Source organism: Methylotenera sp. (genome assembly GCF_030684185.1).
GTDB lineage: Bacteria > Pseudomonadota > Gammaproteobacteria > Burkholderiales > Methylophilaceae > Methylotenera.
The window spans coordinates 59316-80300 of record NZ_JAUXOY010000008.1 but is presented as its reverse complement, the minus strand read 5'-3'; the positions used below and the strand labels follow the sequence as shown (position 1 = coordinate 80300).

The window sequence follows — 20985 nt, the reverse complement described above, 5'->3', positions numbered from 1 at the left end:
ATCCTCTATGGAGCCCGGCATATATAAGTGGAAATAATCTACATAGATGTAGAGAAACATAAAACTCGCCCACAGTGCTGCAAGCTTCAGTTTCACATTGACCTTGATGTCTTCCAACGCCCTTTGTGGTAAGTTCATATTTATACTCCTTTTTTAAACGATATGGATGAGCCAGCATAGTAGAATCAAGGAATAACCATCACTTAATTCCCCTCGAGTTCATTGCATTCCATCGAGGCTACGCTTGCTTAACTTAAGGCGGGTTGCTATAACTACTATTGCTTAGGTTGCGCACCATAGCATCTAAAAATAATCATCTCGGAACGAGTACAACTGGTCCCAACTGCAGTATTGACTGCATCCAGCATAGGTACGGCACGCACAATTGTGTATTGACCTTTGCCACCACAGGCTCCATCAATAGTCTTGAGCGCTTCACTTCTTGCTGATTGACTCAATAAGCCTGCATTACAATAGGACACATGTCCTGTTGGCTTGGTAACTTTACCTGCATTCTTGAAGTGCTCCCGTAACTCGGATGGCGTAATCATTGTGGGAATAGCACCATCCGGCGTCATTCCCGCTTGCTCTTCTGGAGTGTATATATGCAAATTAGATGCACTCAGTGTCGAGCATCCAGATAGTAAAAAGCTTGTGAGAATGGCCATTGCTAATGGTTTCAGCTTGTAGTTCATTGATATCTCCTGATTGATATGAAGTTTGGATTGCATCTGGCCTCCTAAATGAGAATTTAATTATCACAAAAAATGCATGTCGGTCTAACCCTTGGTGCGAGCTAGACAATGTTTACCAGATTTTACGCTGGGCTTTATCAGTGTCTATTGATACAGCCAGTGGGCAGGTCAACACGACGATTACAGCGGATTATTGTCAATCTTTACGGCTGGACGCCCATAGTCGACCCGCACATAACCAACGGAGTTTCGCGGACCGTCATAGTCCATGCTCGTGTCAACACTCGTCAGTTCGACTGATAGCATCGGGTGAACCCACTTCGCCATGTAGAATTCGAGCTTTCCGTCTTCATAGCGATCAAGATACAAATTGTCGATCTTGTTTGGCGGCCCGTACTTAGCATCAATTGCCCTGCGAACATCGTTGATACCAAGGGCTGGAAAGTAGAATTTAACGGCTTGTATTTTTGACTTACTCACCCTTACCCAAACCCACTTGTCACCTATAATGGCGGGGCGACTACTGTCTGAGTAGATAATCCTTATATCGCCATCGACAACTGGCCCAGCTGGCGGCAAAGGTTTAGGATTCAAGTTGGCATCCATGGCGGGAACTGTATAACCTGGGCCTTCTCTCTGAAAGCACTTTCCATTATCTGGCTTTAATTCGACGTACTTATACATCTTTGTCATGATGTCTCTACTTAGCAAACCTTTCTTACCAGTAGGAACTGAAACAACTTCATATCGACACTCATTAATATCAAACGGGGCATTGAGTAATATGTCGAAGACCAGAAGATTGCTCTTTTGAGCCGCAATAGCAGTCGATGTAACCGACATAAGTAATAGACCAGAAATCGCAACAACCGTCGAAATATTAGCCTTGACCTTGATGTCTTCCAACGCCTTTTGTGGTACTTGTTGTGAGTTCATATTCATACTCCATTAACGTCTGACATAAGGGGTGCGCTTTAGCGCGATCCTCTTGAATGAGATGGGTTAGGCTGAACCTGCACCACATTTTTTTGTATTGCGCTGCTCACCAAGTTGCTCTACGCGTTTGTTCGCGCTTTCAAGAGCTGCGCTTTTTTCCATGCCATTGCCAATACCAAAATCTCCAATAATAGCAAGAACATCACGCCCACTAAATTCACTTTCTTTATTTACATGGTCGATAAACCCTCTGACTTTTGCAGTTTCCAGCTCAATTTCACGGCATGTCATAGAGTCTTTTTCATAGCTTGTTAGTATGCCTTGCCTTCCGTAGGTTTTAGTGGCGCATCCTTGGACAGACAAAATTACGAGAGCAGATACAGCGAGTAGTGAGAGGTGTTTCATTAAAAATCCTTTTAGTGGAGTGGTTAAAAAAGTGTTGCCTAATAAGCGTAGCCTTGATGAAGCGTAGTGGAATCAAGGAATAACCATCACATAATTTCCCTCGAGTTTATTGCATTCCATCGAGGCTACGCATGCAATTTCAATGTCGGTTTTAAAATTTAATAAGGCTCATTTGGATTACAAAATTTTTCGCTATTTGTAATATTGCCTGCTGCAAACGTCTCATCACTTAATAACAGTGTAAATAAGACGAGAATCAACACGTATGCAAATGGCTTAGTGACAGGCGCTAAGTTTTTGTAGCTATTTTTAATCAAATTATTTTTCATAATTTTCGACCATACATTAAGAATGAGTGAGTCAGTAATAGATTTAATACTTTATTTCTGTAAAGGATTTTTTGCTGGTTTGCCTGGCTCGCTACAAATGGCATCAGTAACTACACCACCTGTACCAAATGAGAAAGAACCTTCAACGTAGCAATTATATTTTTTGCCTGTTTTTGTTGTAACAACATAGTTTGTCTGTAGGCCATCATCTGCGCGATCTGATATCGTAAAATCACTTTTTTGCAGGCCTAGTGCTAGAGCCGTTTTTTTCTCAATATCTTTTTGTTTAACAACCATCGATGCACAACCGAATAGTGTCATCGATAAAATAATCGTTACTATTTTTTTCCCAAACATTTAATACTCCAAACTAATATGAAATAAATTCGATAATAAAATGTGAATAAATCATCACAAAAGCTAAAATTACGATATTGTCAAAAAACAATTTCCTAGCGTTTTTGTACCAGCAATTTATCCACCCAACCCTCACCATTTATTGCAGTTACACGATAAAATCCATCTTTTTCTTCTCCCATAAATACCATCTCATTCCCATTAGCAAGTTGCCCTAAACTAGCTGACTTTTTACTGGGTTCACTCAGAAGCTTGAGTTTGCCAAGTTTACTTTGCATCACATCGCCTGATTTAATCTCTGATAATTGTGCTGAAACTTGCGCATCAGGTTTCTTCTCTGGTGTAATTGTCTTACTAAGCTCATTAGCTGCTTTTGCCGTTCTTGAAGTTTCTGAAATCGTGCCGCGGAGTTCATGCAAATCATCATATAAACCCGCACTAGTTATTTCGCTAATGAATAAACCTACCACCATTAATATCATTCTCATCGCTCGTATCCTTAACTAATTGCCACCAAATTGATCTCGTTTACCCCTACGTCTTAATAAACCTATAACCGCTAGGCCGCTTAGTAGTAGCACATAATTTGAAGGTTCAGGTACAGCCGTAATTGAATAGGTTAAGTTATCAAGCACAATGCCATCACCAGAACTGTAGAAATAAATTTTATCGACCAAACCAGAGTAGTTAGAGGCAAGCCAGTAAGGGTTAATTGGGAGATTAAGGTCAAGTGGGTCACTATAAACCAGTTGATTTTGGTAGTACAAAGAGTAGCTTAGATTAGCTTGATTACCACCCCAAGATTGATAATAAACACCTTCAAATACTACAGGTGCGTTATCAAAGCGCAGTTCCCCGCCCCAACTATGAAACCAATAATCACCAACACCTGTCCCAAAGCCTGAGTCACGCACTTGTCCAGCCTCATTCCAACTAGATATGCCGCCATAGCCATCAGCAATTTGTTGATTAGGGATGTCTTCAAAAGTGACCGTCACCGCCTGCGCAACAGTACTAAATGAAACTGCCAAAATAAACGATAAAAATAATGTTTTGATCTGCATGTGAAACTCCTTGTACATTCAATACGTTAATCAGATTCAATTATCAAGATAACGGTGTCAATTGAGAACCCCCCTGAAGTAGGGGTTTAATCTGCAATGCAATTTGCTATGATGGTGTTTCACAGCCAATATGGCTTAGGGATGTTGCATGAGCACTCAAAAAACTGCACTTGTCATTGACGACCATCCACTGGTAGCGCGCGGCATTGCAGCGTTTCTAGAATCCCACTGTAGTTTTGATGTAGTTAAAGCGGTGTCAAACATTGATGACTTATGGAACGTCATTGACCCTGCGAATCCACCACAGATGATAATCCTAGATTTTTGGTTGCCAGATGGCGCTTCCTTACCAATGTTAAGTCAGTTAAAAATAAAATATCCTAATACGCTAATTCTAGTTGTAAGTGCGGATGATGACATTGCAGTGCAAAGGAAAGTGCAGGTTGCTGGTGCGCATGGGTTTATTAACAAACAAGAAAGTACAGTAATATTTGTTCAAGCTGTGAGCAACTTGTTATCGGGCCAGACATGGTTTGCTAATACAACTCAACAGAAAGCGCCTAACAATCACTCTAGAGAATTGGCCGTAACAGCAAAAGAACTTGGGTTAACCGCTCGTCAAGGTGAGATTCTTGCATTGATACTGAACGGGTTGCCAAATAAGCGTATTGCTCAAAAGTTATCGCTGTCCGAACAAACTGTCAAAGAGCATGTTAGCGGCATTCTGAGCAGGTTAGGTGTAAGCAACAGGATAGAAGCCATTACAAAATTACGCGGAAATAGGCTTGAGTAGCTGCATGTTCAAACAATTTATTAAGCCAAAAATAAATGAAGTAGCTTTTATTCAGCTAGAAGACATCAGCGCACAAGGTCGAGCTCGTTTACTTGATATGGCGTTTTCAAGGTTGATGTTGGGTTTATATACCATGCCAATCATTAGTGCGACTTTTGCCTGGTATTACCAACTAAATAGCGAGAGCCACCGTGTTGCAATATGGTCTTTTTGTTATTTTTGCGCTGGTATTATCGGTTATTTTATTAACAAAACTTATAACAAAGATAAGCAAAATCTTGATGCTGATGCCATCTTAAAAAATTGGCTTCCTCGCATACAAACCATAGTTGCTATACATAGCTTTGGCTTAATGCTGCTATTGCCTATGGTAAGCTACACGGCCACATTGGAATTTAAGTATCTGTTTATACTTACTTTAACAGCCATAATGTCTACTAATGCTACGCATCAATCTCCAATGTTGAGTATATTTAATAGGCTGTTGTTTTTTGGCTGGCATGGTACTGTGTTGCTCATGCCTTGGTCATTTCATGACCATTGGCAATTTATCATGCCCCTTTCAATTATTTACAGTTTTGCAATTAGTCGCCATGCACTTTCGACACACCGTTTTTTTGTAAGAATGATTTGGCTCGAAGAGGAAGGCTCACGCTTAGCAGCAAGTTTTAAAGCGGCTAAAGAAAGCGTAGAAACTGCACTAAATGATAAAAACCAATTCCTGACTACTGCCAGCCATGACCTACGCCAGCCCGTTCATGCAATGAGTTTTTTAATTGAATCAATAGCACACCGTAACCATGATAGTTCTTTAGAGCCTGCACTTAAAGACTTAAAGCAAAGCGTACGCTCAGTGACGCAAATGTTTAATTCGCTACTCGATTTATCTAAAATTGAATCTGGTAAAGTTGAACTGAAAACAGGTCATGTATATCTAGACCCTCTCATTCAAGAAATCGCCATGGTATTTAATGAAGAAGCTCGTGCAAAAAACCTTGAAATTCGTATGCATTTGAGTAACGGTAATGCGGTTATCCGCACAGACGGAACGCTGTTGCGACAATCCATTATGAATTTAATGCATAATGCATTACGTTACACCAAACAAGGTGGTATATTGATAGCGGTTCGCAAGCACAGTGAAAGCTGGCAAATTGACATATGGGACACTGGGATTGGTGTCGCGAATGATGACCAAGACCATATATATTCGCCTTTTTTTCGTAACGAGCACGCTTGGCGTATTGACAGTGCTGGTCATGGTTTGGGCCTGGCAGTTGTTGCCCGTTGCTGTGAAATTATGGGTGCACAATATGGGTTTCGTTCGCGGCTGAATCGAGGCTCGCACTTTTGGTTACGTTTGCCAGCTTTAAAAGAGCATTTGCAATCGTTTCAGGTTATAAATAATCCCTATCAGGTTGACTCTCAACAACATAAATCTCAGTTATCTGGTACTTGCTTAATTGTAGATGATGACCCACAAGTAACCAGCGCGTGGGAATCGCTACTGACTTCATGGGGATTACAAGTAAAATGTGTCGCTTCAGGTGCTGAAGCATTGGCGTTATTGAGCACTACCTTTCAACCGCAAGCAATTTTCTGTGACCAACGCCTACGTGCGGGTGAAAGTGGTTTTGATATTTTGTGTGCATTACTAGAGCACTATCCTGAAGCGCATGGCGCGATGATTAGTGGAGAATTTAACTCAGTAGAACTACAGCAGGCTGAGAGCGAAGGCTATCTTGTTCTACACAAACCGCTTGAGCCAGACCAACTGCATACAGTCTTAACTCGATGGCTGAATGTTTTGTTGAGATAGCTTAAACGAGCCGAGACCATCCAAAAATCGCACCCGTAAAAAATGAATTTGACTTCTTTTTTCTCGGGAGAAAAAATACTGCCCTGCGAGCCTTATAAATAAAGGCTCGCAAGGCATACAAAAAGGTTGTATATAAATACTCAACTAAAAAAGCACTTTTTAAAGTGCTCAATTTTTTGGTTTGTTAGACTTAAATTTTAACGTTAAAGTTTTAAACTAGGGTTAGTTAAACTGGAGTTCGTGGCAATTTCAGACATATGACTGAGACCTTGTTCAATCAAATTTTCAATCGGTTTTAGCATGCCTGGTAGCGTCAGTAAAATAATCAGTAAGCCCATGCTGAGCGTAAGTGGAAAGCCAATATCAAACAAACTCAACTGCGGTGCAGTTCTCGTTAATATGCCGAGCGCCATATTGGTCATTAAGAGTGCTGTAATGGCTGGTAAGCTTAGAAGTTAGCCTGTACTAAAAGTAGCTTCAGCCCAATTAACGATTTTCATGGGTTGAATGCCAGCGCCATTGAGTGCAATTGGCATGGTGGTAAAGCTATCGGCTGCTATGTTTCTGAGGCTTGTACTAGTTTCATAAATCTGCACATTGTATGTCCTCAAAAAAGATATTACGCTCGATTTTAAGCGTCTCGTTTTTGTCGTCATTCCAGCGAAATGGTTTCATGGCTTAAATCTACACAAATGTGTGCTTTTTGTCACCATTTGATAGTTTATTCTTCTGCAACCCAATCGCCCGATTTTCCACCATGTTTTTCTAGCAATTTTATATCACCAATTATCATGCCTCTATCAGCGGCTTTGCACATATCATAAACGGTAAGCAGGCCCACGCTCACTGCGCTTAACGCCTCCATCTCCACGCCGGTTTGGCCTGTGGTTTCGGTGGTGGCGGTGCAAATAACAGAACTAGCACTTTCGTCTATCACAAACGTTACGGCTACTCTGGTCAGGCTAATCGGGTGGCAGAGCGGAATTAAATCAGAAGTGCGTTTTGAGCCTTGAATCGCAGCAATGCGGGCAATGCCAAGTACATCACCTTTTTTTGCATCACCATTTTTAATGAGGGCAAGTGTAGCAGGCTGCATGCTAATGACGCCGCTGGCAACTGCGATGCGTCTGGTGTGGGCTTTGTCGCCTACATCAACCATGTGCGCTTGACCGCTATTGTCGAAATGGGTGAGTTTGCTCGTAGGTTTGTTGATTGCCGTATCGCTCATTTTTTACTTTCCATTAACAATTTCAGCTGAACTACCATCATAAAGTAGTTATCATAATAACAATGAAATTTAACACTATTGTAATTGCAGTTCTATTAACTACCAATTTAGCGCTTAATTTCGCCAACGCGAATGATTTGCCAGAGCTGGGTGATGTTTCGCAGACAGTTCTTTCGCCTTTACAAGAACAAGCGATTGCCGAGCAAATTATGCGTGATGTTGCCACCAGTGATGCTGTGGTGCAGGATGCGGAAATCACTTCTTACTTACAGGCTTTGGGTATGCGACTAGTTTCTAACAGCCCTGACAGCCAGCTAAAATTCAATTTTTTTGTAGTGCAGGATAACTCAATCAATGCTTTTGCCATGCCGGGCGGGGTAATTGGCGTGCATACGGGTTTGATTTTGGCGGCTAATAGTGAGTCTGAACTTGCCAGCGTGTTAGGTCATGAAATCGGCCATGTAACTCAGCACCATTTGGCGCGTATGTTGGCAGCACAAAAGTATGACACCTTTAAAAATATTGCAGGTATTGCGCTGGCTTTATTAGTGGCGCGTGCAAATCCTCAATTAGCCAGTGGCGCGTTAACTACTGCTTCTGCTGTGGGTGTACAAAATCAATTGGATTACACTCGTGAGCATGAACGTGAGGCTGATCGCATAGGTTTACAAATACTTAATAGCGGTGGATTTGATGTGCGTGGAATGCCTGCATTCTTTACCACATTGCAACGTGGCTCTCGTTATTCTGAAGGTAGCGCACCTGGTTTTTTACGGACACACCCTTTAACCAGCGAGCGTATTGCGGATGTTTCTAATCGAGTGGGGCAGATGTCATATAAGCAAGTGCCTGATAGCGTTGAGTTTCGGTATGTGCGAGCGAAACTGCAGGCAAATAATGGCGTTCCCGAGACGAATATTGCTGTATTTGAGCAGAATATACGTGAACGCCGTTATACCAATGAGGCGGCTGAGCATTATGGTTTAGCTGTGGCGTACATGCGAAAAAATGCCCTAGCACCCGCTGAAAAAGAAATCACATGGCTGAAAAAGAATGCACCGCAACATGCCATGATAGAGAATTTAAACGCACGTTTACAGGTGGCCAAAAACAATCCTCAGCAGGCTGCAAAACAGTACGCTGATGCTTTGAAGATTTACCCGGATAATCGCGCCTTGATTTATGGTTATGCAGACCATTTTTTAGCGGTTAAGCAAGCAGATAGCGCAATAAAACTCGTTAAAGAAAAACAAAACTTGTATCCTAATGATGCATTTTTATATGACGTGCTGGCAAAGGCATATACTATGCAAAATAAGGTATTGCTGAGCCACCAGGCACAAGGTGAGGCCTATTTTAGAAAGTACGATCTTGCGCGCGCAATCGAGCAAATGGAGTTGGCCTCCAAAGCAAAAGATGGCGATTTTTATCAAATTTCCATTGTTGAAGCGCGCTTAAAAGAATTGCGTCGCATGCAGGGTGATGTGAAAAAAGGATAAGTATGCAACGCAGAAATTTTTTGACGCTCTTAATCGGGGCAGTTACATCGCTATTATTGGCGCCATTAAGCGCGTTAGCTGCGGTTTGGAACAAAGCCGCGTTTGAGACACCTAAATTAGACGTGGCTATAAAAAGCTTAGATGTTGTAGATGAAATCGTTAGTCAGGACATACTAATAATCGCGCCAGATAAAGCAGAAAATGGTGCGATTGTTCAGGTTGAGATTAAAAGTAATATCGTCAATACTGAGTCAATTTCTATATTGGTAGAAAAGAATCCGACACCGCTCATTGCGCATTTTAAATTTAGCAATGGTGCTGAGCCTTTTGTCATAACACGCATCAAAATGGCGGAGACTTCTGACGTGAAAGTGGTAGTTAAAGCGGGTACGCAATACTTTACAAATGCTAAAAATGTCATCGTACTAGAAAATGGGTGTGGATAAGTATGGCATCTGACAACATGAAAATGCGCGCTCAACTCAAGGGCGAAGTGACTGAAATAAAAGTATTGATGAGTCACCCTATGGAAACGGGGCGTAAAAAGGATGATTTTGACCAGCTGATTCCAGCACATTTTGTGCAATTATTGACGGCAACATTAAACGGCCAAACCGTGCTGGAAGCGCAGTGGGGCACAGGAATCTCTAAAAACCCGTATCTTACTTTTAGATTAAAAGGCGCTAAAGTCGGCGATACGGTCGTTGTTACCTGGCTTGATAATTTAGGTAAAACGGCAACACAGGATATCACTGTGACTCAGGCGTAATTTCACCTAAATACAGTTTTTGATAAATTATACTTATCAATATCATTAAAATGATATATTAGACTTACTTTAATAAGAACCCTACAATCACAGCTCGAAATTAAACTGTTTCAAAAACGCTACTTTTTTCAATTTTTATTAACCAACAAATAAGGAAAACACTATGTCATTAATTAATACACAAGTTCAACCATTTAAAGCGCAAGCCTTTCATAACGGTAAATTTATTGAAGTGACTGAAGCAAGCCTAAAAGGCAAATGGTCAGTGATTATTTTTATGCCAGCAGCATTTACATTCAACTGTCCAACAGAAGTAGAAGATGCGGCTGACCACTATGCAGAGTTTCAAAAAGCGAATGCAGAAGTGTACATTGTGACGACTGATACACAGTTCTCACACAAAGTATGGCACGAAACATCGCCAGCTGTAGGTAAAGCAAAATTCCCACTCGTTGGCGACCCTACACACCAATTGACACGTGCGTTTGATGTGCATATTGAAGAAGAAGGCCTAGCATTGCGCGGTACTTTCGTGATTAATCCAGAAGGCGTGATTAAAACAGTTGAAGTGCACGACAATGCAATTGCACGTGACGTGAAAGAAACCTTGCGTAAATTGAAAGCAGCACAATTTGTAACAAGCCATCCAGGCCAGGTTTGCCCAGCTAAATGGCAAGAAGGCGCTAAAACTTTAACGCCATCACTAGACTTGGTGGGTAAAATTTAAGGCTTTAAGATTTAATTTTTGCCTTAGGCAAAGCAAGTCTGCGCTTACGAGCAAACATCTTTTCGCGCAGTTAAATAACAAAGGCATTATTCAAAAGATAATGCCTTTTATTTTAAATATAGCGGGTGATGAATTTGCACACAACCCAATAAAAAATGAATGAAGAGAGCAATCATGGCATTAGAAACTGGCATTAAAACTCAATTGCAAGCCTACTTAGAGATGTTGCGCGAGCCTATCGTTTTGGCTGCATCATTAGACGATACGCCAGCAGCAAAAGAAATGCATATGCTGTTAGAAGAAATCACGAGCATGTCTGACAAAATTACCCTCGTGATGGATGACAATACACGTAAACCGTCTTTTTCTGTAAAGCGCGTTGCAACGCATACAGAAGCTCAAAAAGCGATAGGTGTGCGTTTTGCTGGTATTCCAATGGGCCATGAATTTACCTCGCTGGTATTAGCTTTGCTACATACAGGTGGTCACCCAATGAAATTGGAAGCTGAAAAAATTGCACAAATTGCTGCGATTGAAGGCACATTTCATTTTGAAACGTATATTTCTTTAAGTTGCCATAATTGCCCGGATGTTGTGCAAGCTATGAACATGATGGCAGTGATTAACCCAAACATTACCCACGTAATGATTGATGGAGCACTGTATCAAGATGAAGTAAAAGCTAGAGAAATTATGTCTGTGCCAACTATCTATTTGAATGGCGAGCCATTTGGTGCAGGTCGTATGGAGTTAGATGAAATTCTGCTCAAAATCGATACAGGTGCAGCTGCGCGCGAAGCTAAAAAATTAGAGACTTTAGCGCCTTATGATGTATTGGTGGTGGGCGGTGGGCCAGCTGGCGCTTCTGCTGCAATTTATGCTGCGCGTAAAGGCATTAGAACCGGTATCGTAGCGGAGCGTTTTGGTGGTCAAGTGATGGACACACTGGCGATTGAAAACTTCATTTCTGTTCAAGAAACTGAAGGTCCAAAATTAGTTGCTGCGTTTGAAGAGCATGTGAAAAGTTATGATGTAGATATTATGAACTTGCAACGTGCAGTGAGCTTGTCTGAACCAGGTAAAGATGGCAATAAAAATAATGATTTAATCGAGCTGAAATTAGAAAGTGGCGCAACGCTTAAAAGTAAAGTGGTGATTTTGGCCACTGGCGCACGTTGGCGCGAGCTGAACGTGCCGGGTGAAAAAGAATATCGTGGCAAAGGTGTGGCTTATTGCCCGCATTGTGATGGCCCTTTGTTTAAAGGTAAACCTGTGGCAGTGGTGGGCGGTGGTAACTCAGGCGTTGAGGCTGCAATTGATTTAGCTGGCTTTGTTGCCCATGTCACCTTATTTCAATTTGATACCGTACTAAAAGCAGATGCTGTGCTGCAGAAAAAATTGCGTTCATTGACTAACGTAACAATTATTACCAGTGCGCAGACAACCGAAATTACTGGTGATGGTACCAAAATGAATGGTTTGACTTACACCGACCGCGTGACGGGAGAAAGTAAACATTTAGCACTTGATGCGGTATTTGTGCAAATCGGACTGTTGCCTAATAGCGATTGGCTAAAAGGCACGCTTAATTTAAGCAAATTTGGTGAGATTGAAATCAATCATCATAATGCGACCTCGTTGCCAGGCGTATTTGCTGCAGGCGATGTGACAACTACACCTTATAAGCAAATAATCATTGCAATGGGCGAGGGTGCAAAGGCCGCATTGGGCTCTTTTGATTATCTGATCAGGCAGTAATGCTCAAGGCTAGCAGCGGAAATTATCCATTGCTAGCTTTTTGTTATTGTTTTGTTTTGCAGGTATTAATACCAAAAATACTATAGGCACCACAAAATCCAATTAAACCTGTTGCAAGCGGGGCTATGCCAATCCAAGCCCATACAGGGCCGCCAAGTAATGCCCACGCAATTAAGGCCACCCCAGCCACAATGCGCAAAGTTCTATCAATACCACCAACATTTACTTTCATGATTTTTCCTTTAGAAAAATAAATAAAATCTGTTTTTGTTCAAAACAAGCATGCCTAGCATATACCAATAAGACATTATTGCAGTGACTTTAGTTACTGCCAACCCTCTAAACAATGACAGTAATATATTGTTTTTTGTAGGAGCGACGTCCCGTCGCGAAGCAATGGTGCAATCGCGACGGGACGTCGCTCCTACAAACCCATAATATTGATATCCCATGACTTTATTTTTGGGAACAGCTATACATTAAAGTAAAGGTTTAATGGGTGTGAGTTGATAAAACACCACGCGCTTACGCTTGATTGATGATGCATATTGATCTGGCTTATCGGTAGCTGCATTCCAGCTATTTTCTGGCCGCATATCGGTTTCAATCGCACTTTGAACATTGTTGGCCAAGGTTTCGTTTTGTAAAATCACGCCTACTTCAGTGTTTAGATTTTGTGAGCGCGGATCAAAATTAAATGTGCCGATATATACCGTTTTTTTATCGACTACCATGGACTTGGCGTGTATGGCGAATACAGGAGGGTTAGAACTTTCTGCCACTACACGGCGAAGCAGTTGTTGTTTGATTTGTGGGTCTGGCTTGTATTCAAAAATTTCTATGCCCATTTTTGTGAGTTGCTCACGCTGGTTGCGGTAACCACTGAAAGCTTGTATGTTATCAGTTGAGGCGAGTGAATTGGTGTTAATACGCACTTTTACACCGCGTTTAATGGCGTTTTTGAATAGTTTTTTTGCTTGACTGGACATTACCAAATAGGGCGATTGTATGACAATCTGCTCGTTTGCATTTTCAACCATCTGTGCTAATTTTAGCGTGCTTAAACCGCCGCCGCCCAGCAGGTATTTCATCTTATTTTTACCTGGCGTATCGCTGATAAACTCAATATCCGTCCAGGTAACCTGCTCTGCAAGGTGCATAAACGCTTGCGGAGTGTTTTGAATGGCCTGTCGGTTTTCGGTTGTAAAATTATCAGGGTTTTTAGCGTAAGCGTGTAAGTCAGTGTAGATTTTTTGTATCTCGTCATCTTTCACCTTTACATGTTTTTGCATTAAGCCAAAACCATCGTAAAGCTCTTCAATTGGCGCGCTGAGCGGGCTAGACCAGAATTTTTCAAAACTGGTTTGCATGACTTTAGCGACATCGCCCAGTAAAAGCACATCGCGGTCGCGGAAATTATATTTTTGGTGATAGTCAAAATATTCGGCAGCCATATTTCGCCCGCCTGTAATCGCTAACTTGCCATCCACAATAAAAGTTTTATCGTGCATGCGCTGGTTTACACCACGAAAATTCACCGCAACATTCAACAGGCGTTTATGAAAAGGCGTGCCTACTGAATGTTGCGGGTTGTAGATATGAATATCGACATTAGGGTGCTTGGCTAGCGCAAGCAAAGATTTATCGGGTGCGTCTATCAATAAGTCATCCACGATGACGCGGACTTTTACGCCCCTGTCAGCCGCACGCAATAAAGCTTCTGAAGCCAATATTCCTATATTGTCGGTACTCCATATAAAGTATTGTACTTCAATGGTTTTTTGCGCATTATCTGCCAGCCAGGCGCGTGCTAGTAGGGCTTCCTCGCCTTTATCCAGTACGTAAACACCGCTTTGACCAGGGTGTGCTGAAATCTGATTGTCAATAAATGCGAGTTCCAGGGAGGTTGAGTCTTGCGCGGCAATGGATGCTGGTGAAAGCCATATTGCTGAGGCGGTTAATAATAATTGTAAAACTCGCTTGAAGGAAATCAATTTACTATCCTTATAAGCCCGCAATGCTTAATGCCACAGCTTCCGCTACCCTTATGCCATCCACTCCTGCTGACAATATACCTCCTGCATAACCAGCACCTTCGCCAGTTGGGTATAAACCTTTGGTGTTGATACTTTGCAAGTCATCATCATTGCGCTTGATGCGTATTGGTGACGAGGTACGTGTTTCTACACCCGTGAGTATGGCATCAGGCATATCAAAACCTTTAATCTGCTTTGCAAATTGCGGAATCGCTTCACGAATAGCGCTAATAACGTACTCGGGCAAAGCAGTATCTAAATTAGTGAGATGCACACCGGGTGTATACGATGGTGTCACTTCACCAAACTGCGTTGAAGGCTGATTGGCTAAAAAATCGCCCACTAATTGCCCTGGTGCCTGATAGGTGCTTCCGCCTAATAAATAGGCCTGACTTTCCCATTGTCGCTGTAATTCCATGCCAGCAAGCGGATGTCCCGGAAAATCGACTTCTGGAGTAATACCCACCACGATGCCCGCATTGGCATTTCGTTCGTTACGAGAATATTGGCTCATGCCATTAGTCACTACGCGTCCTTCTTCAGAAGTCGCCGCCACTACCGTTCCGCCCGGACACATGCAAAAACTATACACACTGCGTCCATTGCTGGCGTGATGCACTAACTTGTAATCTGCCGCGCCTAAAATCGGATGTTGTGCATTGGGTCCGTGTCGTGCGCTATCAATGAGTGATTGCGGATGCTCGATTCTAAAGCCGATACTAAAAGGCTTGGCTTCAATGTAAATACCACGTTTATAAATCATCTCAAACGTATCACGCGCGCTATGACCAACAGCTAATACCAAGTGATTAGTAGCAATGCGTTCGCCATTTGCCAGCACGACTGCCTGAACTTGATTGTTTGAAATCTCAATATCATCTACACGGCTATTAAAACGTATCTCGCCACCGAGCGCGATGATTGTTTCACGCATTTTTTCTACCATTCCGACTAATCTAAAAGTGCCGATATGCGGATGGCTCACGTATAAAATCTCTTCTGGTGCACCCGCTTTTACAAACTCATTTAGCACTTTGCGGCCATAATGATTGGGGTCTTTAATCTGGCTGTAAAGCTTACCGTCAGAGAACGTCCCTGCACCACCTTCACCAAACTGTACGTTAGATTCCGGGTTAAGCTTAGATTTACGCCATAAGTCCCAAGTGTCTTTGGTGCGTTCCCGCACTGCTTTGCCGCGCTCAAGCACCAATGGTTTAAAACCGGACTGCGCCAATATTAACGCGGCAAAAAGTCCGGATGGGCCTAAGCCAACAATCACCGGCCTATCTTTAAGTATAGCTGGCGCATTAGCTACAAATTTGTAAGAAGTGTCAGGTGCAAGCTTGACGTGTGGGTCTTTGCTTAGCTTGGCTAAAACTTTCGCTTCACCTTTAATAGTTACATCAAGTGAATACACCAATAAAATCGCGTTGGCCTTACGGGCATCAACGCCACGTTTAAAAATGGAATATTCCACCAAGTCAGCAGCATTAATCGCCAACTTTTTAATGAGTGCTGCGTTAATTTCGCTGGGCTTATGCTCAAGCGGTAGTTTGATTTCGGTGACACGTAACATAAGTTTAGTTGCTTTTATAAATTGAGCGGGAATTGCAATAATTGCCGCAACATAGGTACGGTAACAGGCTTTTTAGTGGTTAATGACCATTCATCTAGCGCGTCTAGTGTAGCCATTAAGGTAGATAAATCTCTTCGTAAATAGCGTAAGCAGTAATCCACGACTTCTGTGGGCAAGCGTATCCCACGCTCTGCCGCGTGATTTTGCAAGGCAAGCGCTTTTTCTGCATCGTTTAATGGATGCAATTGATACACCAAGCCCCAGGCCAGGCGAGTGGCTAAATCATCACGCAGCCCCATTTGATTCGGCGCGTGTAAGCCTGCGGTGATGAGCGTGCCGCCCTGTCCTTCAGAATTTAAGCCTTTTAGTTGATTAAAAGTATTAAATAACGCAATTTGTGCGTCGTTATCCAGTAAATGTACATCATCCATTACGGTTACATTTTGTGCTTTGCACGCCTGCAACAAGTGGCTTTTGCCGCTACCAGAGTCGCCCCACAGGTAGATAAAGTTTGATACTCCAGTGCTGGTTACCGCAGCATTCAAGCTTGCAAGCGCCTCGGCATTGCGCCCGGCTATAAAGTTAAGCAGCGTAGGCGGTGCCGCTGGTTTAATGTCGAGTAATAGCTGTTTCATGTGCAAAATAGTAAGCTTTGATGACTAGTTTAGATAAGTATCGCTACTTAAATAATTATCTTTGGCGTGGCGTAAGCCTACCGCAATCGCAGCGGTTACTGGTAATGCAAGCAGCACACCAGTAAAGCCGAAGAGTTGTCCGCCTGCCAGTAAGGCTAAAATTACCGCCACAGGGTGTAAGCCAATACGTTCGCCCACAAGTTTGGGCGTGACAACCATGCTTTCTATTAACTGGCCAAGGCCAAATACCATCAGCACTGGAATGACCTGAGCAAGACTCGTGAATTGCAACACCGCGACTAATAAAGCTAAACCTAAACCTAGGATAGGGCCCAAATAAGGTACAAAACCCAGCAAGCCTGCGATTACGCCAATGGCTAATGCCATGTCTAAGCCAACTAACCACAAGCCTGCGACATAAAAAACACTCATCACTGCCATCACGGCTAGTTGCCCGCGTAAAAATTCTGATAAAACCTGATCAATCTCAACAGCTATAGAGGTTGTTTTTATCTGCCAATTGCGTGGAATGAGACGAGTAATACTTGCTATAAAGCCGTCCCAGTCCCGCAGAAGATAAAATAGCACCACCGGTAAAAGTAAAATATTGGCAAGTATGCCGATAAGCGCCAACCCATTACTGCCAGCGATTTTTAGTAAGTCGCCTAATAAGCCGCCTGCGGTTTTCCAGTTTTTACTGATAATCTCTTGAATTTGTGCACTGTCGATAGCGAGGCTAATGCCAAAATTACTTTGTAACCAAGGCTCAATGATAGTGCGTATGTTGTTGATGGTGCCAGGTAACCGCTCTGCAATGAGTAGTGATTCTTTTTGTAATAGTGGGACTAAAATCAAGAATAATAAGATGATGATGCCAAAAATACCTGCCATGACAAGCGCGGTAGATAACGTGCGTCCTAACTTAAATTTACCTATACCCATTAAGCAAAGTCTATCCACCAGCGGGTCACAAATGTAAGCCAAAATAGCCGCAATTAAGAAAGGAGTAAGCACTGGCAGCAGCAAATAAATAATAAACGCGAAAATCGCGGCAATAATGAGCCAGCGGTTATCAATAAATAGATTTTTTGGTGCTGTTTTTTTGGGTTCAGTCGTCATATAGGTTAAAATTATACTTAACGTGTATAGGGTACTTCTATAAATTCAATTTCCGTCATTATACTGCGTTGCTCGCAAAAAATAACTCCTTATATATCAACTATATACCGCGTCTCTATTTTTTGTTCGCGCCTTGTCTAATTTAGAAACTTGAATTTATAGAAGCACCCTTAACGAGCGCAATAAAAAAACTATTCAATTTATACTTAAGTGAGAGCCGTTTTGACTACTTCTTCTAATGATACAACTTCAATTAGCTACCGCGACGCGGGCGTAGATATGGAAGCTGGCGATGCGCTAGTGGAGCAAATTAAACCATTTGCTAAACGCACCATGCGCCCTGAAGTGTTGGCGGGCATTGGTGGTTTTGGTTCATTGTTTGAAATGCCTAAGAAATTTAAAAACCCGGTACTGGTGTCTGGTACCGATGGAGTGGGCACTAAACTTAAACTGGCATTTGAATTAAACAAACACGATACAGTTGGCATTGATTTGGTCGCCATGAGTGTAAACGATATATTGGTACAAGGTGCTGAACCGCTGTTTTTCTTAGATTATTTTGCTTGTGGTAAGTTGGAAGTAGGCACTGCAGCACAGGTAATCAAAGGCATAGCGGAGGGTTGCGAACAATCTGGTTGTGCATTGGTGGGCGGTGAGACTGCTGAGATGCCAGGTATGTATCCCGCAGGTGAGTATGATTTAGCAGGCTTTGCAGTAGGCTGTGTGAATAAAGAGAATATTATAAACGGTACTACCATTGCGGCGGGTGATGTGGTGTTAGGTTTAGCTTCAAGTGGCGCGCACTCAAACGGTTACTCTTTGATACGCAAACTTATAGAAAAATCTGGCATCGATTTTGAATCTGACTTTCATGGCAGAAAGTTCAAAGATGTGGTGATGGCGCCAACGCGTATTTACGTAAAGCCTTTGTTGCAGTTAATCGCAGCAATGCCAATTAAAGGCATGGCGCACATTACGGGTGGCGGTATTACTGAGAATATCCCACGTGTATTACCCTCAGGATTAACCGCTGAAATAAAAAAAGGCAGCTGGACGATGCCGCCTTTATTTACTTGGCTACAGGCACAGGGCAATGTTGCAGATTTAGAAATGTATAAAACTTTTAACTGTGGTATCGGCATGACTGTAATTGTGGCAAAAGAACATGCGGCTGCAGCGCAAAAAATGCTGCAGGATGCAGGCGAAACCGTATTTGAGATTGGCCATATTCGCGCTCAACAAGCAGGAGAGGCGCCGACGATTGTTGTTTAAGGCTAAAATTTAAGAGTGATTTGTAACTTAAAACAAACTTCATACGTTAAGAGGCAGTGTGACTTTTCTTAAAGGTCTAATTTAGGAGTTTTTGTGTTTCATCACGTCAGAATTTTAAGCCTAGCATTTTTTTTCTTCTCATTAAATATTAGCGCAGCACAGCAGGATACGCTACCTAAACGCATTCAAGCGAGCTATGTAGTTACAAAAAATGGGCAAGCTTTTGCAAATGTGCGTGAGCAGTTTGTGGTCACGGGCAACACTTATACCGTTGAAAGTACGACAAAAGGCATTGGCGTATACGCTCTGTTAGGTGAGCGTAAGCTTACCAGCACAGGTAAGCTGACTGGTAAAGGTTTACAGCCTAAGCATTTTGAATTGCATCAAGGTGACAACCCTAAAAAAGCGCTATTAACAGATTTTGATTGGCCTAAAAGAAAGTTGCAAATGCGGGTAAAGGGCGAACTTAAAGAGGCCGTCCTAGCCACTGGCACGCAAGATCTGGCGAGCTTTGCTTATCAATTTATGTATTTACCTCGGCCGCTTAAAAATAACATTACGGTAACACTCACCACAGGTAAAAAACTTAATCAGTACATGTACAAAGTAAAGCCTGAGAAAGAGTTGCTTAGCGTAGCTGGTAACCAATATAAAACCGTGCATTTAATCCCGATAGATCAAGGTAAAGACCAGGTTGAAAGTAAAGAGCTTTGGTTGGCCTCTGAGCAAAATTATATACTTGTGCGTTTTTTGATGGTTGATGAAAATGGCGCCAAGCTAGAGCAAACGTTAACCGAGCTACATGTGGATTAGCGCTAATTTAATTGGTTTGAAATCTTTATGGAAAAATGTCAGTGTCAGGCATTTGTTGCTTGCCTTGGGTATATCGCTTTTACTGCATTTATTTTTAATCGGTAAGTTTAACTTTAACTCGCCTAACGTTAATGAACCGCAGCACGTTATTAAGGCGCGGTTGGTGTTACCAAAGGCTGATCTGGCGAAACCGATTGTTAAAGACCTTACACCTGTTGAATTGTCGCCTAAGCCAGAACCAGTTAAACAGGCACCTCCTCCGCCAATAACGCCAGTCACTGATACATCGGTGCAATCCGAACCCTCAGATACGTCACTATTTAGCGATGCTATTCCTGTGAGTGAGCAAGTATCACCAATAGTCTCTGATGCCGTGAGTGAGCCAGCCGTAACTGAGTCTGAAACTATGACAGACGAAGTCGGTTTAATCATTAACCCCAATGCCTATCAATATGTTGAGGCTGAGTTTGATGTACGTACAGACATTGCGGCAAAAGCTGAAAGTAGCCCAGCTGGTAATGCCAGAATGGTGTATCAGTTATTGCCGAATGGCGGGCAATACCAAATAAAAAGCTTGATACAAGCCAATGGTTTGGCCGCTTTGATAATTCCGGATTTATTGCAAACGAGTGATGGTTTTTTAAGTAGCGCAGGGTTGCAGCCACAGCATTATCTGTATCAGTTTGGTGATAAAAAGAATAAAACCTATAGTGCGGATTTTGATTGGGAAAATAAGAAACTAATTCTGCATAGTGCAAAAGGCAGTCAAACGCTTGAATTGACTGAAGGCACGCAAGATATATTAAGTTTTATGTATCAATTCATGTTTGTGCCACCATTGCAAAATATGCAGATGAGTATTACCAATGGTAAGAAACTGGGTGTTTATGATTACAGCTTCGAAGGTGAGGAAGTTATAGCTACAAAAATGGGTGATTTACACACAATACACTTGTTACGAATGGCGGCTGAGGGCGAAAAGAAAACAGAATTATGGTTAGCCTTAGATTATCAGTACGTACCTGTTAAAATACGTGAAACTGATAAAGATGGCAAAGTCTATGAATTGCTGGTGACTAGCTTGAAAACACAACGACCAGAAAATGTTCAATAATAAATCACCACTACCGGCTAAATTTATAGTCGCCTAACACA

At 42.2% G+C, this 20985-nt stretch carries 25 protein-coding genes; 10 read left to right on the top strand and 15 right to left on the bottom strand.

Going from position 1 to position 20985, the window contains the following annotated elements:
- Positions 1–275 precede the first annotated feature (275 nt).
- The 7 genes from Q8J82_RS01380 to Q8J82_RS01350 form a co-directional block, all read right to left on the bottom strand.
- Positions 276–731 carry a hypothetical protein gene (locus Q8J82_RS01380; RefSeq protein WP_305327631.1) on the bottom strand — a complete coding sequence of 152 codons (456 nt, stop codon included), beginning with the start codon at positions 729–731 and terminating at the stop codon, positions 276–278.
- Positions 732–875: 144 nt separating this feature from the next.
- Complete coding sequence (locus Q8J82_RS01375; protein ID WP_305327630.1) at positions 876–1631, bottom strand: hypothetical protein; 756 nt, start codon at positions 1629–1631, stop codon at positions 876–878.
- Between the two features lie 66 nt (positions 1632–1697).
- Positions 1698–2036, bottom strand: a complete 339-nt coding sequence (locus Q8J82_RS01370; protein ID WP_305327629.1) for a hypothetical protein — start codon at positions 2034–2036, stop codon at positions 1698–1700.
- Between the two features lie 158 nt (positions 2037–2194).
- On the bottom strand, positions 2195–2365 hold the full coding sequence (locus Q8J82_RS01365) for a hypothetical protein (protein WP_304908702.1): 171 nt from the start codon (positions 2363–2365) through the stop codon (positions 2195–2197).
- 51 nt (positions 2366–2416) lie between these two features.
- On the bottom strand, positions 2417–2722 hold the full coding sequence (locus Q8J82_RS01360) for a hypothetical protein (RefSeq protein ID WP_304908701.1): 306 nt from the start codon (positions 2720–2722) through the stop codon (positions 2417–2419).
- A gap of 95 nt (positions 2723–2817) precedes the next feature.
- Complete coding sequence (locus Q8J82_RS01355; protein WP_304908700.1) at positions 2818–3210, bottom strand: SH3 domain-containing protein; 393 nt, start codon at positions 3208–3210, stop codon at positions 2818–2820.
- Between the two features lie 15 nt (positions 3211–3225).
- Positions 3226–3786 carry a PEP-CTERM sorting domain-containing protein gene (locus tag Q8J82_RS01350; protein ID WP_304908699.1) on the bottom strand — a complete coding sequence of 187 codons (561 nt, stop codon included), beginning with the start codon at positions 3784–3786 and terminating at the stop codon, positions 3226–3228.
- 148 nt (positions 3787–3934) lie between these two features.
- On the opposite strand from Q8J82_RS01350, the gene Q8J82_RS01345 reads away from it, so the two are divergent.
- The gene (locus Q8J82_RS01345; RefSeq protein ID WP_304908698.1) at positions 3935–4579 is read left to right on the top strand and encodes a response regulator transcription factor; all 645 of its coding nucleotides are present in this window, start codon (positions 3935–3937) and stop codon (positions 4577–4579) included.
- A 4-nt stretch (positions 4580–4583) separates the two neighbouring features.
- Positions 4584–6398 (top strand): hybrid sensor histidine kinase/response regulator, encoded by a 1815-nt coding sequence (locus Q8J82_RS01340; RefSeq protein WP_304908697.1) that lies wholly within the window; start codon positions 4584–4586, stop codon positions 6396–6398.
- A gap of 203 nt (positions 6399–6601) precedes the next feature.
- On the opposite strand, the gene Q8J82_RS01335 is transcribed toward Q8J82_RS01340, so the two are convergent.
- The 3 genes from Q8J82_RS01335 to moaC form a co-directional block, all read right to left on the bottom strand.
- The gene (locus Q8J82_RS01335; protein ID WP_370690405.1) at positions 6602–6820 is read right to left on the bottom strand and encodes a flagellar biosynthetic protein FliR; all 219 of its coding nucleotides are present in this window, start codon (positions 6818–6820) and stop codon (positions 6602–6604) included.
- 33 nt (positions 6821–6853) lie between these two features.
- On the bottom strand, positions 6854–6994 hold the full coding sequence (locus Q8J82_RS01330) for a hypothetical protein (RefSeq protein WP_304908696.1): 141 nt from the start codon (positions 6992–6994) through the stop codon (positions 6854–6856).
- Positions 6995–7119: 125 nt separating this feature from the next.
- The gene (gene moaC / locus Q8J82_RS01325) at positions 7120–7626 is read right to left on the bottom strand and encodes a cyclic pyranopterin monophosphate synthase MoaC (RefSeq protein ID WP_304908695.1); all 507 of its coding nucleotides are present in this window, start codon (positions 7624–7626) and stop codon (positions 7120–7122) included.
- 62 nt (positions 7627–7688) lie between these two features.
- On the opposite strand from moaC, the gene Q8J82_RS01320 reads away from it, so the two are divergent.
- From Q8J82_RS01320 to ahpF, 5 genes are all read left to right on the top strand, one after another.
- Positions 7689–9125, top strand: coding sequence for a M48 family metalloprotease (locus Q8J82_RS01320; RefSeq protein ID WP_305327628.1), 1437 nt, complete (start codon positions 7689–7691; stop codon positions 9123–9125).
- 2 nt (positions 9126–9127) lie between these two features.
- A complete protein-coding gene (locus tag Q8J82_RS01315) occupies positions 9128–9571 on the top strand; it encodes a thiosulfate oxidation carrier protein SoxY (RefSeq protein ID WP_305327627.1) in 444 nt (147 codons plus the stop codon).
- 2 nt (positions 9572–9573) lie between these two features.
- The gene (soxZ, locus tag Q8J82_RS01310) at positions 9574–9894 is read left to right on the top strand and encodes a thiosulfate oxidation carrier complex protein SoxZ (RefSeq protein ID WP_305327626.1); all 321 of its coding nucleotides are present in this window, start codon (positions 9574–9576) and stop codon (positions 9892–9894) included.
- Positions 9895–10057: 163 nt separating this feature from the next.
- The gene (gene ahpC / locus Q8J82_RS01305) at positions 10058–10621 is read left to right on the top strand and encodes an alkyl hydroperoxide reductase subunit C (protein ID WP_304891101.1); all 564 of its coding nucleotides are present in this window, start codon (positions 10058–10060) and stop codon (positions 10619–10621) included.
- A 174-nt stretch (positions 10622–10795) separates the two neighbouring features.
- Positions 10796–12379, top strand: coding sequence for an alkyl hydroperoxide reductase subunit F (gene ahpF / locus Q8J82_RS01300; RefSeq protein ID WP_305327625.1), 1584 nt, complete (start codon positions 10796–10798; stop codon positions 12377–12379).
- A 43-nt stretch (positions 12380–12422) separates the two neighbouring features.
- Here ahpF and Q8J82_RS01295 read toward each other — a convergent pair whose 3' ends face one another.
- The 5 genes from Q8J82_RS01295 to Q8J82_RS01275 all read right to left on the bottom strand — a co-directional run bounded on the left by Q8J82_RS01295 (position 12423) and on the right by Q8J82_RS01275 (position 17745).
- On the bottom strand, positions 12423–12611 hold the full coding sequence (locus tag Q8J82_RS01295) for a DUF2892 domain-containing protein (RefSeq protein ID WP_304891099.1): 189 nt from the start codon (positions 12609–12611) through the stop codon (positions 12423–12425).
- 247 nt (positions 12612–12858) lie between these two features.
- Positions 12859–14373, bottom strand: coding sequence for a phospholipase D family protein (locus tag Q8J82_RS01290; protein WP_305327624.1), 1515 nt, complete (start codon positions 14371–14373; stop codon positions 12859–12861).
- A 10-nt stretch (positions 14374–14383) separates the two neighbouring features.
- Positions 14384–15991: an NAD(P)/FAD-dependent oxidoreductase gene (locus Q8J82_RS01285; protein WP_305327623.1), complete on the bottom strand. Its 1608-nt coding sequence runs from the start codon at positions 15989–15991 to the stop codon at positions 14384–14386.
- A 14-nt stretch (positions 15992–16005) separates the two neighbouring features.
- Positions 16006–16626, bottom strand: a complete 621-nt coding sequence (locus Q8J82_RS01280; protein ID WP_304890031.1) for a DnaA ATPase domain-containing protein — start codon at positions 16624–16626, stop codon at positions 16006–16008.
- 24 nt (positions 16627–16650) lie between these two features.
- On the bottom strand, positions 16651–17745 hold the full coding sequence (locus Q8J82_RS01275) for an AI-2E family transporter (RefSeq protein ID WP_304908689.1): 1095 nt from the start codon (positions 17743–17745) through the stop codon (positions 16651–16653).
- Positions 17746–17967: 222 nt separating this feature from the next.
- Between Q8J82_RS01275 and purM the strand changes: the two genes are divergently transcribed.
- The 3 genes from purM (at position 17968) to Q8J82_RS01260 (ending at position 20944) form a co-directional block, all read left to right on the top strand.
- Positions 17968–19017, top strand: a complete 1050-nt coding sequence (gene purM / locus Q8J82_RS01270) for a phosphoribosylformylglycinamidine cyclo-ligase (protein WP_304890033.1) — start codon at positions 17968–17970, stop codon at positions 19015–19017.
- 93 nt (positions 19018–19110) lie between these two features.
- Positions 19111–19830 carry a DUF3108 domain-containing protein gene (locus Q8J82_RS01265; protein WP_305327622.1) on the top strand — a complete coding sequence of 240 codons (720 nt, stop codon included), beginning with the start codon at positions 19111–19113 and terminating at the stop codon, positions 19828–19830.
- Positions 19820–20944, top strand: coding sequence for a DUF3108 domain-containing protein (locus tag Q8J82_RS01260; RefSeq protein WP_305327621.1), 1125 nt, complete (start codon positions 19820–19822; stop codon positions 20942–20944). Before Q8J82_RS01265 ends, Q8J82_RS01260 begins: the two co-directional genes overlap by 11 nt.
- Positions 20945–20985 lie beyond the last annotated feature (41 nt).